Below are 16,347 nucleotides of genomic sequence, written 5' to 3'. Positions count from 1 at the left end.
GGTGGGCGCGGGGTCGGAGGTGGCGATGCCGATGCTGACGGTCAGCGGCAGCCGCGTGCCGGCCACCTCGAACGGCTCGTCGAAGACCGACCGGAACCGCCGGGCCAGCGCCTCGCCGCCCGAGGCGTCGCAGTCCCGGGCGACCACGACGAACTCGTCGCCGCCCAGCCGGCCGACGACGTCGGTCGGCCGGGTGCGGTGCGACAGCCGGGCGGCGAGCTCGCGCAGCAACGTGTCCCCGGCCGCGTGCCCGAGGGAGTCGTTGACCGCCTTGAAGCCGTCCACGTCCATGTAGAGCACGGTCACCCGGCCGCCCTCGTCGTCGGCCAGGGCGCCGGCGATCGCCTCGTCCAGGGCCGCGCGGTTGGGCAGCGCGGTGAGGTGGTCGTGCCGGGCCTGCCAGGCGGCCCGCTGCTCGGCGGTCACCCGGTCGGTGATGTCGGTGTGGGTGACGACGACGCGCGGCCCGCCGTCGACGGGGAAGACCTGCAGGTGCCACCAGGTCGTCTCCCGGGCCCGGTCGCCGGCCGGCGTCGCGGCGTAGTCCAGCGAGAACGACGGTGCCCGCCCGGCGAGGACCGACTCCAGCCCCTCGACCGTCGCCCGGAACCACGGGTCGCCGTTGGCGGCGGCCGCCCGGCAGGCGTCGAGGTAGTTGGCGCCGGCCCGGCTGGCCACCGGCCGGCCGGCGACCGCCGTGCCGGCCGCCCACGCCGCGTTGGTGGTGAGGATCGTGCCGTCGCCGTCGAGGATGGCGGTGCGGGCGGGCAGCGCGTTGAGCACCGCGCGGATGAGCGAGGACTCCGCAGCCCGCTCCTCGTCCATCCTGCGGCGCTCGTGCACGTCCCGGAAGAAGACGACGAGGTCCCCGAGCACCGGGTAGGTGCGGACCTCGAACCAGCGGTCCAGGTGGTCGTAGAAGAACTCCAGGTGCTGGGTCTCCCGGGTGGACCGCGCCGTCGCCAGGGACCGCTGCAGCGGCCCGCCGGGCAGGTCGGGGAACTCCGCCCAGATCCACCGGCCCACGAGCTCAGGAGCCGGGCGCTCGAGGAGCCGCTCGGCGGCGGGGTTGACCCAGGTGAACCGGTCGTCGGCGTCCAGGACGTAGACCGCCTCGGTGATCGACCCGAGCGCGTCGGTCACCCGCGCGCGCCACGCCCCGTCCACCACCCGGGGTGGCCGGTCGTCGGGCTCGGTCATCGGCCTCCGCCCTCAGCAGTGCAGGAGTCCGCGAACGGTACCGCCCGGCGACGTCGTACGCGGTGGACCGCCGCACCGAGGCGGGTCCCAGCCAGTTCCCAGGGGGTGTCCGGGAACCGTGCCAGCTCCGCGGACGACCGTGGCGGCGTGAGGGCCCCCGGACCCTGGGCGGCGACCGCCGCACGCTGCTGCTCGGCTGCGTGGTCGCCCCGGTCGTGCTGACCGCCGCCGTCTCCGCTGCACAGCAGTAGGACACTGGGCCCATGTCGACCTCCACCCTGGCCCGCGTGCAGACCCGTTTCCCGTCGGCCGTCGCGGTCGCCGTCGGGCTGGCCGCCGGCTTCGGCATCGCGCAGGGCACCGGGGTCCGGGCGCTGGGCGGCGTCGTCTTCGCCGCCGGCGGGCTGGCCGCCGGGTGGCTCTGGTACCGCCGTCGCGGAGCGGCCGTGGCCGCCGCCCTGGGTGTGGCCTACGTCGCCGCGTTCGTCCTCGCCCACGTGCTGGCCCTCGGCGTCGGCTGGCCGGCCTGGCTCGCCGTCGGGGTGGTCACCGCCGCCGCCGCGGCTCTCGCCTGGGCGGTCGCGGACCGGCCGGTGCCCACCGTCTGAGTGGGGGACCGGTCACAACCGGTCTGGGGGCGCCCGCACGTCCCGTACCCTGGGCGGGAAGGTCTCGGCCCGCACGGTCGTTGACCCAGTGTCGCGCGCCGCAGCGCGCAGACCCCCACGCGATCTCCTGAGGTGCCTCTCCGCATGCCCACCCGTAACGACCTGCGCAACGTGGCGATCATCGCCCACGTCGACCACGGCAAGACCACCCTGGTCGACGCCCTGCTCCGCCAGGCTGGTGCCCTGGGCCGCGCGAAGGGCGAGGGCACCGACAACGACTCCACGCAGGACCGGGTCATGGACTCCATGGACCTGGAGCGCGAGCGCGGGATCACCATCCTCGCCAAGAACACCGCGATCCACCTGCACGACGACGACGGCAACCCGGTCGTGGTCAACATCGTCGACACCCCCGGCCACGCCGACTTCGGTGGCGAGGTGGAGCGCGCGCTGAGCATGGTCGACGGCGTCGTCCTGCTCGTCGACGCCTCCGAGGGCCCGCTGCCGCAGACCCGCTTCGTGCTCCGCAAGGCGCTCGCCAAGGGGATGCCGGTCATCCTCGCGGTGAACAAGACCGACCGGCACGACGCCCGCATCGAGGAGGTCGTCGACGAGACCTACGAGCTCTTCCTCGAACTGCTCGAGGACGCCGGTCTCCCGGCCGAGACGCTCGAGTTCCCGATCGTCTACTGCAACGGCCGCACCGGCCAGGCCTCGCTGAACAAGCCCGAGAACGGCACCGTCCCGGACAGCCCGGACCTCGGCCCGCTGGTCAAGACGCTGCTGGACACCGTGCCGGCCCCGGAGTACGACGCCGAGGAGCCGCTGCGCGCGCAGGTCACCAACCTCGACGCCTCGCCGTTCCTCGGCCGGCTCGCGCTGCTGCGCATCCACTCCGGTGAGATGAAGCGCGGTCAGCAGGTCGCCTGGTGCAAGGCCGACGGCACGATCACCCGCACGAAGATCACCGAGCTGCTGGTCACCGAGGGCCTCACCCGCACCCCGGCCGACAGCGCCGGCCCCGGCGACCTGATCGCCATCGCCGGCATCGAGGACATCATGATCGGCGACACCCTCGCCGACCCGAACGACCCGCGCCCCCTGCCGGCGATCACCGTCGACGAGCCGTCGATCTCGATCACCATCGGCATCAACACCTCGCCGATCTCCGGCAGGTCGGGCAAGAAGCTCACCGCCCGGCTGATCAAGAACCGGCTCGACCAGGAGCTGGTCGGCAACGTCTCGGTGCGCATGCTGCCCACCGAGCGCCCCGACACCTGGGAGATGCAGGGCCGTGGCGAGCTGGCGCTGGCCATCCTGGTCGAGCAGCTGCGCCGCGAGGAGTTCGAGCTCACCGTCGGCCGCCCGCAGGTGGTCACCAAGGAGATCGACGGCAAGCTGCACGAGCCGGTCGAGCGGGTCACCATCGACACCCCGGGGGACTACGTCGGCACGCTGACCCAGGCGCTGGCCACCCGTCGCGGGCGGATCGAGAACCTCGTGCACCACGACACCGGCTGGGCGCGGATGGAGTACATCGTCCCCTCGCGCGGCCTGATCGGGTTCCGCACCGAGTTCCTCACCGAGACCCGTGGCACCGGCGTGCTGAACCACAACCTCGAGGGCTACGAGCCGTGGCTGGGCGACATGCGCGCCCGCCCGACCGGCTCGCTGGTGGCCGACCGCTCCGGTGTGGCGACCACGTACTCGATGTTCTCGCTGCAGGAGCGCGGCCAGATGATGGTCGAGCCGGGCACCGAGGTCTACGAGGGCATGATCGTCGGTGAGAACTCCCGTCCGGACGACATGGACGTGAACATCACCAAGGAGAAGAAGCTCACCAACATGCGCAAGTCCACCTCCGAGGAGCTGGAGCGGCTCATCCCGCCGCGGATCCTCAACCTGGAGCAGGCGCTGGAGTTCTGCGCCGAGGACGAGTGCGTCGAGGTCACCCCGGGCTTCGTGCGGGTGCGCAAGGTCGAGCTCGACCAGACCGTCCGCGGCCGGACGAAGAACCGCAAGCCCAAGCCCTGACGAAGGACCCCACTGCCCCCCACCGCTCGCAAGCTCGCGGCGGGACCCTGCAGCGGGGCCGTTCCAGCACGTCACCGCGAACGCCGTCGTCCCCTCGGGGACGGCGGCGTCCGGCGTTCCGGGGGGTGTCGGCGACGGCGCGCGGGCCACACCTGCCGATACAGGTGGTGCTCCTGTGGTGACAGTGGCCGGATGATCACGTCAGGTGATGACAGGCCGCCCTGGCCGGACAGCCACTGCGGCGTCCCTCGTGGCGCGCGGGGGTGTCGCGGTGCCGGTCGTACGTTCCCGTCGCGAGAGGTGTGCGCGGCTGGGGAGGCCGCACGACACCTGGGGGATGAGGGCGAGAGGTGGTCGGGCAGTCGATGACGGTCCAGCGGGCAGCGGGTTTCCGGAACGGGATCGACGTGCGGGTGCGGCTGCGCCGGGAGGGGGCGGCGGGTGACGCCGCGGTCGACGGTGCCTGGTGGCCGCGCAGCCGGGACCTGGGCGCCGAGCTCCCCGAGCTGATCGCCGCCCTGTCCATGCTCGACGTCCGGGTGGAGCGGTTCACCTACCCGGTCGAGGCCTGGGAGCACCCGGTGCAGCGCAAGGTCACCGTCTCCGGGCGGACCGTGCGCACCGGCGCCTTCCGCAGCATGGACCCGCAGCTGGTCTCGCTGACCGTGGACGGCGACCGGCGGCTCGACCTGCTCGTCGTGCCGCCGGAGGCCGACGCGCTGACCGGCGTCCGCGCGCTGCGGATGGCCGGCCTGCGCGAGGACTCCGGGAGCCCGCAGCGGGTGCTCGCCGCGGCCGGCTCCCGTCCGCGCCCCGAGGTCGTCCCCCTCCGCGGCGTCCGCGCCGGCTGAGGAAGGACCCCCTTCCTCCCCACCCCTCGCACGCTCGGGGCGGGCCCCTGGAAGGGGGCCGTTCCAGCACGTCACCGGGTACGCCGGGGGTGAACCGGGTGGACGGCGGCGGGCGGGTGCGCTGAGGTCGGCGCATGCGACTCCTGGTCCTCGGCGGCACGCTCTTCCTCGGGCGGCACGTGGTCAGCGCCGGGCTCGAGCGCGGGCACGAGGTCGCCACCTTCACCCGCGGCGTGTCCGGCGCCCCGCCGGACGGGGCCCGCGCCCTGCACGGGGGCCAGCAGCCTCAACGCCTACCAGAACTGGCCGCCCGGCCCGATCGGCAGCGAGAACGACGAGCCGACCTGGCAGACCGAGGAACGCGGGTACGGCCAGGACAAGGCGCACGCCGAGCGGGTGCTGGGCGCGGCGCTGCGGGACCGGTTCCTCACCGCCCGGGCCGGGTTGATCGTCGGCCCGTTCGACCCGCTGTACCGGCTCGGCTGGTGGCTGGACAGGATCGCCGCGGGTGGCCGGGTCGTCGTCCCGGGGAACACCGCCCAGCCGATCGCGCTGGTCGACGCCCGGGACCTGGCCGGCTGGCTGGTCGAGGTGGCAGAGCGGGGGCTGTCGGGCCCGGTGAACACCACCGGGCCGGCCGGGATGACGACGCTGGGCGGGCTGCTGGACACCTGCCGTGCGGTCACCGGCAGCGACGCGGAGTGGGTGCGCGTCCCCGACGCCCACCTGCTGGCCGCCGGTGTCGAGGAGTGGGTGCACCTGCCGCTGTGGCTGGCGCCGGAGACGGCCCCTACCGCGTGGGAGGTCGACACCACCCGCGCCCGGGAGCTGGGCCTGGATGCAGGCCGCCGACCGGCCGGAGCCCCCGGCCGCCCGGGAGCTGCCCGGCTGCCGCCGGAGCTGGAGGCCGCGCTGCTCGCTGACGGCTGATCAGCCCCGCCGGCGGGCCCGCAGGACCTCGTCGGCGTGGTGGTGACCGGCGTCCTGGCCGGCCCGCGGACGCTGGGCAGCCACCAGCACCTCCCACTCCCCGGGATCGAGGTCGGCGGCCACCTCGGCGGCGGTGGCGAACCGCTCCCCACCCCAGAGGGCGGCGCGCTCCTCGTCGTAGGGGTGGCCGACCCACAGCAGCGTCCCGCCGGGGGCGACAGCGGCCGCGAGTCGGGGCACCAGGGCGTGCCGCTGCGCGGCCGTCGGGTGCAGGAAGTGGGCGGTGACCAGGTCGTACGCCGCGACCGGCGGCTGCCAGGTGTCGACGTCGCCGCACACCCAGGTCACCCGCTCGCCGACCCCGGCCGCGGCCGCGTGCTCCGCGGCGCGGGCCAGCGCGACCTCCGACCAGTCCAGGCCGGTGACCTGCCAGCCCTGGCCGGCCAGCCACAGCGCGTCACCCCCCTCGCCACAGCCGACGTCCAGCGCGCGGCCCGGGGTCAGCCCGGTGGCCTCGGTGACCAGGGGCGGGTTGACCCGTCCGCTCCACAGCGCCGGGGCGTCCCGGTAGCGCTCCTCCCAGGAGGCGTGGTCGTGGCCGGTCGACACCGGCCCGTGCTCGTGTCCCTGCACCGGTGCTCCTCAGATCCCGTGGCGCCGGTCGCCCAGCACCATGTCGCACAACTCGCGTTCGGTGGCAGCGGAGAACGGTGCCCGCCGCTCCTGCACCGCCAGGCGGACGTCCTCGAACAGCAGATCGGCGTTGATCGCGGCACCGGCCTGCAGCCCCGCCGCGGCCGCGGTGACCACCTGGGCCATCAGGTCGGTGACGTTGCCGGCCACCCACACCCCGGGGACGGCGGTCGCGCCCATCGGCCCGGAGGGCACGGCGGTGCCGACGGTGTGCCCCATCGCCTCCACCGGCTCCACCGGCAGGCCGAGCGAGGCCAGCACCGCGGAGCGGGCGGTGAAGACGGGGGAGACCACCAGCGCGTCCCGCGGGACCACCCGGCCCGAGGCGAGCCGGACGCCGGTCAGCCGGTCGCCGGCGGACTCCACCGCGGCCACCTCCCCGGTCACCACCGCGATGCCGCGGGCGGCCAGCTGCTCACACTCCTCGTCGGTGGGCTCCGGTCCGGTGTGCAGGAACAGCGTCACGTCCGCCGTCCACTGCCGCCAGAGCAGCGCCTTCAGCACGCCCGCCGGCCCGGTCGACAGCACCCCGACGGCCCGGTCGCGGACCTCCCAGCCGTGGCAGTACGGGCAGTGCAGCACGTCGGAACCCCACCGCTCGCGGAGTCCGGGCAGGTCGGGCAGCTCGTCGACCAGTCCTGTGGTGACCAGCAGCCGCCTGCTCCGCACCTCCTGCCCGTCGGCCAGCCGGACGACGAACCCGCCGTCCTCGGCCCGGGCGGAGACGGCCTCGCCGGTCACGACCCGCCCGCCGTACCCGGCGACCTCCGCCCGTCCGGCGGCCAGCAGGTCGCCGGGCGGGGTGCCGTCGCGGCCCAGGTAGTTGTGCATCGCGTCGGCCGGGGCGTTCCGCGGCTGTCCGCCGTCCACCACCAGCACCGACCGCCGGGCGCGGCCCAGCGCCAACGCCCCGCTCAGGCCGGCGGCGCCGCCGCCGACCACCACCACGTCGTGCCGCTCGTCCATCGTCTGCTCCTCTCGACCGCCGGGTGGGCCCGGCAGGGACGACGGTGCACCCGTGGGGGTGCACTTGACAAACTCCGTTGCCGGAGCAGCAAATGGACGCATGGACGACGACCTGGACGGCGACCTTGACGGCGTGCTCGACGGCGTGGGGCCGCGGCTGCGCGAGCTGCGCCGGCAGCACGGGGCGACGCTGGCCGAGCTCTCTGCCAGCACGGGCATCTCGGTGAGCACGCTGTCCCGGCTCGAGTCGGGGCAGCGCCGGCCCACCCTGGAGCTGCTGCTGCCGCTCGCCCGGGTCCACCAGGTGCCGCTGGACGAGCTGGTCGGGGCGCCGTCCGCGGCCGATCCGCGGGTCCACCCGCAGCCGGTCCAGCGCAACGGCATGACCATGTGGCCGCTGACCCGCCGGCCCGGCGGGGTGCAGGCCTACCGGGCGTTGATCCCGCCGCAGGGACGGCGCGAGCCGGAGCAGCAGTCGCACGAGGGCTACGAGTGGATGTACGTGCTGTCCGGTCGGCTGCGGCTGCTGCTGGGGGGGCACGACCTCGTCCTGGGCCCCGGGGAGGTCGCCGAGTTCGACACCCACACCCCGCACTGGTTCGGCAACGTCACCGACCAGCCGGTGGAGGTCCTGATGCTCTTCGGGCCGCAGGGCGAGCGCATGCACGTCCGCGCCCGCCCGAAGGGGAGCTGACGGCCCTCCTGCAGGGGCCCGCCGCGAGCTTGCGAGCGGTGGGGGCAGGAGGGTGCTTGCTCAGTCGCGCGGGGCGCTCGGCCGGCCGGAGCGGACGGACTCCTCGACCGGGGCGACCCCGTTCGGGGCGGCGGCCCCCTCCGCCTCGGCCAGCCGGGCCGCCTCGGCGGACAGCGCGTCGGCCGACTCCTGGGCGCGGTCCTTGCGGTACTCGCGGTAGGACCACGTCACCGCGGCGGCCCAGACCAGGTAGACGACCGCGTAGACCGTGTACCGGACCGGGTCGCCGGCGTCGATCCAGTCGCTGGTGAGCAGGCTCTTGGCGTTGGTCAGCACGATGATCCCGCCGACGCCGGCGCCGAGCAGCCGCGGCGGCACGTAGCGCACCAACCAGGCCGCGATCGGCGCGGCGACCAGCCCACCGACCAGCAGCGCAGCGACCCAGCCGACGTCGATGCCCTGGTCGCCGAGGGCGAGGAGGAAGCCGAGGCTCGCCGCCACCGAGACGAGGAACTCGGAGGTGTCGATCGAGCCGATCGTCTTGCGCGGCTCCAGCCGGCCGCTGGCCAGGATGGCCGGGGTGCTGACCGGGCCCCAGCCGCCGCCGCCGGTGGCGTCGACGAAGCCCGCGGCCAGCCCCAGCGGGGCGAGGAAGCGCTTGCGCATCGGCTTGCCCAGGTGCCGCTTGTCGATCCCGCGCAGCGTGAAGCGGGCCAGCAGGTAGAGGCCGAGGGCCAGCAGGATCAGCTGCATGACCGGTGCGGCGACCTCGGTGGAGAGGTTCGACAGCACGGTCGCCCCGACGAAGGCGCCGACGGCTCCGGGGACGCCGATCTTGGCGACGACCCCCCAGTCGACGTTGCCGAACCGCCAGTGGGAGACGCCCGAGGCGAGGTTGGTGCCGATCTCGGCCAGGTGGACGGTGGCGGAGGCGGCGGCCGGGTTGGTGCCGAGGGCGAGCAGCAGCGTCGTCGAGGTGACGCCGTAGCCCATGCCGAGGCTGCCGTCGACGAGCTGGGCGCCGAGGCCGGCCAGGGCGAGCACGATGAGGGTCTTCACGGGGAGGCTCCGAGGTGAGGGCACGGTCGCGCACGCAGACGCGGGCCGCAGGGCTGAGGGGAGGCGCGCGGGAGCGCGCAGGGGTCAGCAGCCGCGACAGGCGGTGGTGGTCACGCGGAGCAGGTCGACGTGCAGTCGGCTCACCAGCAGGTCGCCAGGGAGCTCTGCGGACGTCGGCACGACGTCATTCCTACCATCCCGGTGGGCTTTGTCGAGCGGCGGGTCCGCAGGCCTCGCTCACCCCCTGAGCGTGTCGGTCCTGATCGTCGCCCAGGCGACCGCGCCGCCACCCACGAGCAGCCCCGCGCAGACCACCATCGCCGTGCGGAAGCCGTCGCTGAAGCTGGCCGGGTCGGCGTAGTCGTCCCCGGAGAGGCCGACCGCGACCGGCAGCGCGGCCACCGCGAGCAGCTGCGCCGCCCGGGCGACCGCGTTGTTCACCCCGCTGGCGACGCCGGCGAGGTGGTCGGGCGCGGCGTCCAGCACGGTCGCGGTCAGCGGGGCCACCAGCAGGGCGAGCCCGATCCCGCTGACCAGCGACGGTGGCAGCACGTCACGCAGGAAGGAGCTGCCCGCCTCCACCCGGGACAACCAGAGCAGGCCGGCGGCGGTGACCAGCGGACCGACCGCCATCGGCAGCCGGGCGCCGGTGCGCTGCGCCAGCGCACCGGCCCGGGAGGACAGCAGGATGAGCACGACGGTCGACGGGATCATCGCCGCCCCCGCCTCGGTGGCGCTGTAGCCGAGCACGGTCTGCAGCTCGACGACCAGGAAGAACCCCCAGCCACCCAGCGCGCCGTAGACCAGGAAGGTGCTGAGGTTGGCGCCGGTGAACTCCCGGTCGCCGAACACCGCGGGCGGCAGCATGGGCTCGCGCGCCCGCCGCTCGCGGCGGACGAACGCCACCCCGGCCAGCGCGCCGACCGCCGCGGCGACCCAGACCTGGGGCCGGCCGGGACCGTCACCGGCCGCGATGAGCGCGTAGGTCACCCCGGCCAGCGCCAGCGCCCCCCACACCGCCCCGAGGGCGTCGAACCGCCCGGTGCGCCCGGGGTCGCGGCTCTCCGGCACGTGCCGGACGGCGACCAGCACCACCACGACCGCCAGCGGCCCGTTGACCAGGAACACCCACCGCCAGCTGACCGCGTCGACCAGGAAGCCGCCGAGGAACGGTCCGACCAGCCCGGCCACCCCACCGAGGGCGGACCACAGCCCGATGGCCCGCGGCCGGTCGGCGTGCGGGAACGAGGACTGGATGATCGCCAGGCTGCCCGGGGTGAGCAGCGCGCCGCCGACGCCCTGCAGCACCCGCATGGCGACCAGCTGGCCGGTGGTCTGGGCGAGGCCGCAGCCCAGCGAGGTGACCGCGAACCAGATGACGCCGACCACGAAGACCCGCCGCCGTCCGTAGCGGTCGCCCAGCGCGCCGCCCAGCAGGATCAGCGACGCGAGCGCCAGCGTGTAGCCGCTGAGGGTCCACTGCAGCCCGGCCAGCTCGGCGCCGAGGTCCTCGCCGATCGCCGGCAGCGCCACGTTGACGGCGCTGGAGTCCAGGAACGCCATGCCCGAGGCCAGCACGGTGGCCAGCAGCACCCAGCGGCCGGGTGCGGTGCCCAGCCGGACCGCGTCGGCGGCGGCCGGCCCGACCGGCTCGACCGGGCCGGGCGTCGTCCCCTCCGGCACGGGGGACGACGTCACCGGTCCTTCCTAGCCCACGATCGCGTGCGTGACGAAGTACGCCACCGCGGCGACCGCGCCGGCAGCGGGGAGGGTGACCACCCAGGCGACGACGATGTTGCCCGCGACGCCCCAGCGCACCGCCGAGAGCCGCCGGGTCGCCCCGACACCCATGATCGAGGCGGTGGTGATGTGCGTCGTCGACACCGGGACGGCGAACACCGTCGCGGTGGCGATCAGGACGCTGGAGGCGACGGTCTGCGCCGCGAAGCCGCCGGCCGGGGTCAGCTGGATGATCCGCCGGCCCAGGGTCCGCATGATCCGGAAACCACCGGCGTAGGTGCCGGCGCTGATCGCCAGCGCCGAGGCGAGGATCACCCACAGCGGCACGTCGAAGTCGTCCAGTTCGCCGGAGGTGACCAGCGCCAGGGTGATGATGCCCATCGTCTTCTGCGCGTCCTGGGTGCCGTGGCCGAAGGCCATCGTCGCCGAGCTGACGATCTGCGCGTAGCGGAAGCCGCGGTGCGCCTTGTGCGCGTTGGCCCGCCGGAAGGACCAGAGGATCGCCAGCATGAACAGGTAGCCCAGGCCGAACCCGATCAGCGGCGAGAGCACCATCGGGATGACGACCTTGTCGACGATGCCCAGCCACTTCACCGACTCCGCAGCCGCCAGCGCCGCCCCCACCAGGCCGCCGATCAACGCGTGCGAGGACGACGACGGCAGCCCGAAGTACCAGGTGATCAGGTTCCAGACGATCGCTCCGATGAGCGCGGCGAACACCACCTGCAGGCCGCCGCCGCCGGTGGGCGGGTCGATGATCCCGCTCCCCACGGTGGCCGCCACCTTGGTGGAGATCAGCGCACCGATCAGGTTCATCACCGCGGCCAGCCCGAGCGCTGCGCGCGGGGTCAGTGCCTTGGTGGAGACGGCGACGGCGATCGCGTTGGCCGCGTCGTGGAAGCCGTTGGTGTAGTCGAAGGCCAGCGCGACGACGACGATGACGACCAGCGCCAGGAGTGCCCCGTCCATCGGGTGGTCAGGACTCCTTGACGGCGATGGTCTCGACGACGTTCGCCACGTGCTCGAAGGCGTCGGCGGCCTCCTCGAGCTGGTCGGCGACCTCCTTGAGCTTGAGGATCTCCAGCGCGTCGAACTCGCCGGAGTACAGCCGGGAGAGCAGGCGGCGGTACAGCTTGTCCGCCTCGTTCTCCAGCCGGTTGACCTCGATCCAGTAGTCGGAGAGGTCCTTCATCGAGCGCAGCCGCGGCATCGACTCCGCCGTCACCTGGGCGCAGCGCTGCAGCAGGGCGACCTGCTGGCCCATCTCCGCAGGCAGCGTCCCCAGCTTGGTGAGCACCACCAGGTCCGCGGCGGCCTCGATGCAGTCCATGACGTCGTCGAGGTCGCTGGCCAGGTTGTAGATGTCCTCGCGGTCGAACGGCGTGACGAAGCTGGAGTTCACCTGCCGGAAGATCGCGTGGGTCGCCTGGTCGCCCTTGTGCTCCAGGTCGCGCAGGGTGCGGCCGAGCTCCTCGCGGCGGGTGTGCTCGTGCACGAAGGTGCCCAGGACGTCGGTGGCCTCGACCAGGTTCTCCGCCGAGGCGGTGAACATGTCGTAGAAGCTCGAGTCCTTGGGGGTCAGACGGAAGGCCACGCAGTGCTCCGGGGGTGACGGCGACGGGGTGGCCGTCTCCCCGCGGGGCATGGCGACCTCGGGGAGCATAGGTCCCCTGCGGTCCATCGTCCGTTCAGCGGGTTGCCCCCGCCTTCCGGGAACTGGACGGGCTCGGGCGACGACTGTTCTCCCGTGCACCGTGCGACCACCCGTCCCCGACCCGGGCAGCCGCCGGCGTGAAGCGGTTGCTCCCCGCCGTCCTGCTGCTGTCCGCACTGCTCGGCGCCGGTCTGCTGCTCGACGTCGTCACCGCGCCGCCCGCCGCGGCGCACGCGATGGTGGTGACGACGACCCCCGCCGACGGCGAGCGGGTGGACGTCGCCCCGGCGCAGGTGACCATCGAGTTCGACGAGCACGTCTCCCTCGGCGCCGGGTACGCGCGCGTGCTGGACGGCGACGGCGAGCGGGTCGACACCGGCACGGCCGGGGTGCGCGACGACGTCGTCACCGTGCCGCTGCGCGCGGACCTGCCCGACGCCGGGTACGTCGTCACCTACCGGGTGGTGTCGGCGGACTCGCACCCGGTCTCGGGTGCCTTCGCCTTCGTCGTCGGGGACGGCGAGCTCGTGCCGGCCGGGTCGGTGGGCACCGGGGACACGATCGACCCCGGGGTGGCGCTGGTGCTGCCGCTGGCGCGCTGGCTGGGCTACGCCGGGGTGGCGCCGGGCCTCGGCATCCCGCTGGCGCTGGCCACCGTCTGGCCCGGCGGCTGGTCGTCGGGGCGGTTGCGCCGGGGCACGCTGGGCGGGCTGGCCGCGGTCGTCGTCGGCGGCGCGCTGTCCCTCCTCGTGCAGGGCCCCTACGCAGCGGCCACCGGGCTCGGGTCGCTGTTCGACGGGCAGCTGGTCGGCACGACCGTCGACTCGAGCTACGGCCGGACGCTGCTGGTCCGCATGGCGCTGGCGGTGCTCCTCGGTGCCGTCCTGGCGGGGAGCTGGCGGTCCGGCCGACGGCCGGGTGCCCCGGCGCTCGCCGTCGCCGGGCTGCTGGCCGCCGGGCTGGTGGTGGCGGTCGCCGGGGTCGGGCACCCGGTCGCGGGCGCGCTCCCCGGGCTGGCCGTCGCCGTGTCGGCGGTGCACGTGGCCGCGATGAGCGGCTGGCTGGGCGGCCTGGTCGTGCTGTTCACCGGCCTGCTGCGCGACGGCACCCCGACCCGCGAGCTGGACGCCGCGCTGCCCCGCTGGTCGCACCTGGCCGGGGGGTACATCGGCGCGCTCGTCGTCACCGGGGTGCTGCAGTCGGTCCGCGAGGTCGGCTCCTTCTCCGCGCTGGTCTCCACCAGCTACGGCTGGGTGCTGCTGGCCAAGCTCGCGGTGGTGCTGCTCGTGCTGGTCGCCGCGCTGGTCAGCCGGGACTGGGTGCAGCAGCGGGCCGGGCGGGGCCGCCGTCCCGGCTCCGGTCGCCGGGTGGTCGCCCAGGCGTTCTCCGCGACCGAGGAGGCGGATCCACCGCCGGCCACGCTGGGGGTGCTGCGCCGCTCGGTGCTCCTGGAGTGCGCCGGGGCGGTCGTCGTCCTCGCGCTGTCGGCCGTGCTGGTCAGCCAGTACCCGGCCAAGGCGTCGGTCGCGATGCCGGTGGAGGTCACCCTCCCGTTGCAGTCGGCCAGCGGCACCGAGGGGAACGGCAGCGTCCAGGTGTCGGTGGACCCGGCGACCCCCGGACCGACGACCGTGCACGTGTACCTCTACGACGCCGACGGGCAGCTCACCCAGCCGCAGCAGATCGCGGTCTCGCTCACCGAGGTGCCGCAGCAGATCGGCCCGCTGGACGTCGGGCTCGCCGCCGCCGGCCCCGGCCACTACACCGGCGATCCCGACCTGCCCTCGGCCGGAAGCTGGACCCTCACCGTGACCGTCCGGCTGGACGAGTTCACCGCCGTCACCGCCAGCACCGTCTTCCCGGTCCGCTGACCCCTGAGAACGAGGAGAACCGTGTCCCTGGTCCGCCCCCTCCGTCGACTGCCTGTCGTGCTCACGGCCGCCGGCGCCCTGCTGCTGGCCGGCACGGGCGTCGCCTCCGCGCACGTGACGGTCTCCTCGGCGGACGCCTCCCCGGGCGGCTACGGCAAGGTCACCTTCAGCGTGCCCGACGAGAGCGATGCCGCGAGCACCGTCGGGCTGCGCATCCAGCTGCCCACCGACCCGCCGCTGACCTCGGTGCGGGCCCAGCCGGTGCCCGGCTGGACGGTCACCCTGACCACCGTCGCGCTCGACCCGCCGGTCACCTCCGACGACGGCGGCACCGTCGACTCGGCGGTCTCGGTGGTGGACTTCCAGGCCGACCCGGGGACCGGCATCGCGCCGGGGCAGTTCCAGGAGTTCGCGCTGTCCGGTGGCCCGTTCCCGGACGTCGACCGGCTGACGTTCAACGTGGTGCAGACCTACAGCGACGGCAGCGAGGCCGCGTGGATCGAGCCGACCGTCGACGGTCAGCCCGAGCCGGAGCACCCGGCGCCGGTGCTGTCGCTCTCCGCCGCGGCCGGCACCGACGCCCACGGCGCCGCTCCGACGATCAGCTCCGCGAGCGCGGCTGCGGACGACGGCGGGGACACGACCGCCACCGTCGCCCTGGTGCTCGCCGTCCTCGGGCTGCTCGCCGGGCTGGCCGGTCTCGGCCTCGGGCTGAGCGCGCGCCGACGTACCGTGTCCTCGTGAGCTCTGTGACCCGGCCCGCGCTGGCCGCCCTCGGGCTGGCCGCGGGTCTGCTGCTGGCCGGCTGCAGCGGGGACGCCGACGCCACGGGCGGGGGGCACGACCACTCCGCCACCTCCGCACCGGCGACGGTCGAGAGCGCCGACGACGACGCCTACGACGGTCTGCACCTGGCCGACCCGTACCAGAAGCCGGAGTTCACCCTCACCGACAGCGCCGGTGCCCCGTTCGCCTTCGCCGACCGCACCGGCACCGGACCGACGCTGCTCTTCTTCGGGTACACGAACTGCCCCGACGTCTGCCCCACGACGATGGCCGACATCGCGCTGGCCCTGCGCAAGGTCGACCCGGCCGTCGCCGCGGAGACCTCGGTGGTCTTCGTGACCACCGACCCGACCCGGGACACCCCGGACGTGCTCGGTGCCTACCTCGACCAGTTCGACGCCGACCTGCCCACCCCGTTCATCGGGCTCACCGGCGACCAGGAGCAGATCGACCAGGCGCAGCTGGCCGCCGGGGTGCCGCTGGCCGAGGACATGGGCCAGACGCACTCGGCGCTGCTGCTGCTCTACGGCACCGACGGCGAGGCCGACGTCGCCTTCGACGCCGGCAACACCGGCGCCGACATCGCCCACGACCTGGCCGTCGTCGCCGCCGAGTGAGCCCGCAGGCAGGTGGCGGGCCGCCGCCCGGGTGGTCGTGCTCGGGCTGCTCGCCACCCTGGGCGTGGCGGGTCCGGCGAGCGCGCACGTCGGCGGCTGGACCTCGACCGCTACGGCCGCACCCAGGTGCCCGACGACGTCGACATCGCCGCTGCGCCGCGCTGGGAGCAGGTCTCCACGCAGCCCCGGTACGCGTGGCACGACCACCGCACGCACTGGATGACGGAGGGACAGCTGCCGCCGGTGGTGGCCGCGGACCCGGGATCGGCGCACACCGTCAGCCGGTGGACGGTGCCGATGACCTACGGCCGCGCCGACGTCGTCACCGGGGAGCTGACCTGGAGCCCGCTGCCACCGGGGTGGCTGGTCCGGCCGCTGTACGCGCTGCTGCTGGTCGAGGGCTGCCCGACATCGACGTGCTGTGGACCGCGCACGCCCTCACCACCGGCCCGCAGCCGCTGGCCCGGGCCGCCGTCGCGGTCCTCGTCGCCGGTGGCCTGGGCCTGGTCGTCGGCGGGCTCGGGACGGTGCGCCGCTCCTGGGCCGCCGGTCACGGGCAGCCGACGGCGCCCGCGGCCGACGCCGTCGCGGGCTGACCGGTCGACGTCCCGGAGCGGGATCGTCCATCCCACGGCGGTTGCACG

16 protein-coding genes are annotated in these 16,347 nt (G+C 74.6%); 9 read left to right on the top strand and 7 right to left on the bottom strand.

Features of this window, described 5'->3' with window-relative positions:
• Positions 1 to 1,200: diguanylate cyclase domain-containing protein (locus FHL80_RS09795; RefSeq protein WP_138733232.1), on the bottom strand; the 1,200-nt coding region annotated here is incomplete at its 3' end.
• A 263-nt stretch (positions 1,201 to 1,463) separates the two neighbouring features.
• Between FHL80_RS09795 and FHL80_RS09790 the strand changes: the two genes are divergently transcribed.
• The 4 genes from FHL80_RS09790 to FHL80_RS09775 all read left to right on the top strand — a co-directional run bounded on the left by FHL80_RS09790 (position 1,464) and on the right by FHL80_RS09775 (position 5,623).
• Positions 1,464 to 1,808, top strand: a complete 345-nt coding sequence (locus FHL80_RS09790; RefSeq protein ID WP_138733231.1) for a hypothetical protein — start codon at positions 1,464 to 1,466, stop codon at positions 1,806 to 1,808.
• Positions 1,809 to 1,952: 144 nt separating this feature from the next.
• On the top strand, positions 1,953 to 3,842 hold the full coding sequence (gene typA / locus FHL80_RS09785) for a translational GTPase TypA (RefSeq protein ID WP_138733230.1): 1,890 nt from the start codon (positions 1,953 to 1,955) through the stop codon (positions 3,840 to 3,842).
• A gap of 365 nt (positions 3,843 to 4,207) precedes the next feature.
• The gene (locus FHL80_RS09780; RefSeq protein WP_138733229.1) at positions 4,208 to 4,693 is read left to right on the top strand and encodes a DUF5994 family protein; all 486 of its coding nucleotides are present in this window, start codon (positions 4,208 to 4,210) and stop codon (positions 4,691 to 4,693) included.
• A gap of 396 nt (positions 4,694 to 5,089) precedes the next feature.
• Positions 5,090 to 5,623 carry a Rossmann-fold NAD(P)-binding domain-containing protein gene (locus FHL80_RS09775; protein WP_246078583.1) on the top strand — a complete coding sequence of 178 codons (534 nt, stop codon included), beginning with the start codon at positions 5,090 to 5,092 and terminating at the stop codon, positions 5,621 to 5,623.
• On the opposite strand, the gene FHL80_RS09770 is transcribed toward FHL80_RS09775, so the two are convergent.
• Together FHL80_RS09770 and FHL80_RS09765 are read right to left on the bottom strand one after the other, a co-directional pair.
• On the bottom strand, positions 5,624 to 6,256 hold the full coding sequence (locus FHL80_RS09770; RefSeq protein ID WP_138733228.1) for a class I SAM-dependent methyltransferase: 633 nt from the start codon (positions 6,254 to 6,256) through the stop codon (positions 5,624 to 5,626). It lies immediately after the preceding gene.
• 9 nt (positions 6,257 to 6,265) lie between these two features.
• Positions 6,266 to 7,282, bottom strand: coding sequence for an NAD(P)/FAD-dependent oxidoreductase (locus FHL80_RS09765; RefSeq protein WP_138733227.1), 1,017 nt, complete (start codon positions 7,280 to 7,282; stop codon positions 6,266 to 6,268).
• 100 nt (positions 7,283 to 7,382) lie between these two features.
• Here FHL80_RS09765 and FHL80_RS09760 point away from each other — a divergent pair, with 100 nt between their 5' ends.
• Entirely contained in the window at positions 7,383 to 7,976 is a 594-nt protein-coding gene (locus tag FHL80_RS09760; RefSeq protein WP_138733226.1) for a helix-turn-helix domain-containing protein, read from the top strand.
• 60 nt (positions 7,977 to 8,036) lie between these two features.
• On the opposite strand, the gene FHL80_RS09755 is transcribed toward FHL80_RS09760, so the two are convergent.
• From FHL80_RS09755 to FHL80_RS09740, 4 genes are all read right to left on the bottom strand, one after another.
• Positions 8,037 to 9,035: a sulfite exporter TauE/SafE family protein gene (locus FHL80_RS09755; RefSeq protein ID WP_138733225.1), complete on the bottom strand. Its 999-nt coding sequence runs from the start codon at positions 9,033 to 9,035 to the stop codon at positions 8,037 to 8,039.
• Between the two features lie 237 nt (positions 9,036 to 9,272).
• Positions 9,273 to 10,733, bottom strand: a complete 1,461-nt coding sequence (locus FHL80_RS09750) for an MFS transporter (protein WP_138733224.1) — start codon at positions 10,731 to 10,733, stop codon at positions 9,273 to 9,275.
• A 9-nt stretch (positions 10,734 to 10,742) separates the two neighbouring features.
• Entirely contained in the window at positions 10,743 to 11,744 is a 1,002-nt protein-coding gene (locus FHL80_RS09745) for an inorganic phosphate transporter (protein ID WP_138733223.1), read from the bottom strand.
• 7 nt (positions 11,745 to 11,751) lie between these two features.
• Complete coding sequence (locus tag FHL80_RS09740) at positions 11,752 to 12,369, bottom strand: DUF47 domain-containing protein (protein ID WP_138733222.1); 618 nt, start codon at positions 12,367 to 12,369, stop codon at positions 11,752 to 11,754.
• Between the two features lie 197 nt (positions 12,370 to 12,566).
• Here FHL80_RS09740 and FHL80_RS09735 point away from each other — a divergent pair, with 197 nt between their 5' ends.
• The 4 genes from FHL80_RS09735 to FHL80_RS09720 all read left to right on the top strand — a co-directional run bounded on the left by FHL80_RS09735 (position 12,567) and on the right by FHL80_RS09720 (position 16,299).
• Positions 12,567 to 14,300: a copper resistance CopC/CopD family protein gene (locus FHL80_RS09735; RefSeq protein ID WP_246078582.1), complete on the top strand. Its 1,734-nt coding sequence runs from the start codon at positions 12,567 to 12,569 to the stop codon at positions 14,298 to 14,300.
• A 57-nt stretch (positions 14,301 to 14,357) separates the two neighbouring features.
• The gene (locus FHL80_RS09730) at positions 14,358 to 15,044 is read left to right on the top strand and encodes a YcnI family protein (RefSeq protein ID WP_246078581.1); all 687 of its coding nucleotides are present in this window, start codon (positions 14,358 to 14,360) and stop codon (positions 15,042 to 15,044) included.
• Entirely contained in the window at positions 15,041 to 15,703 is a 663-nt protein-coding gene (locus FHL80_RS09725) for an SCO family protein (RefSeq protein WP_138733220.1), read from the top strand. Before FHL80_RS09730 ends, FHL80_RS09725 begins: the two co-directional genes overlap by 4 nt.
• A 284-nt stretch (positions 15,704 to 15,987) precedes the next feature.
• Complete coding sequence (locus FHL80_RS09720) at positions 15,988 to 16,299, top strand: hypothetical protein (protein WP_138733219.1); 312 nt, start codon at positions 15,988 to 15,990, stop codon at positions 16,297 to 16,299.
• Positions 16,300 to 16,347: the final 48 nt, after the last annotated feature.

Source organism: Modestobacter excelsi (genome assembly GCF_005930495.1).
Lineage (GTDB): Bacteria > Actinomycetota > Actinomycetes > Mycobacteriales > Geodermatophilaceae > Modestobacter > Modestobacter excelsi.
Note: the sequence above shows the minus strand (reverse complement) of the source record. Positions and strands in the feature narration are given on the sequence as shown.

Bases quoted from the DNA above. Each gene is read 5' to 3' on its own strand.
- typA (WP_138733230.1), top strand. From the start codon at position 1,953: ATGCCCACCCGTAACGACCTGCGCAACGTGGCGATCATCGCCCACGTC.
- FHL80_RS09760 (WP_138733226.1), top strand. From the start codon at position 7,383: ATGGACGACGACCTGGACGGCGACCTTGACGGCGTGCTCGACGGCGTG.
- FHL80_RS09745 (WP_138733223.1), bottom strand. From the start codon at position 11,744: ATGGACGGGGCACTCCTGGCGCTGGTCGTCATCGTCGTCGTCGCGCTG.
- FHL80_RS09780 (WP_138733229.1), top strand. From the start codon at position 4,208: ATGACGGTCCAGCGGGCAGCGGGTTTCCGGAACGGGATCGACGTGCGG.
- FHL80_RS09765 (WP_138733227.1), bottom strand. From the start codon at position 7,282: ATGGACGAGCGGCACGACGTGGTGGTGGTCGGCGGCGGCGCCGCCGGC.
- FHL80_RS09790 (WP_138733231.1), top strand. From the start codon at position 1,464: ATGTCGACCTCCACCCTGGCCCGCGTGCAGACCCGTTTCCCGTCGGCC.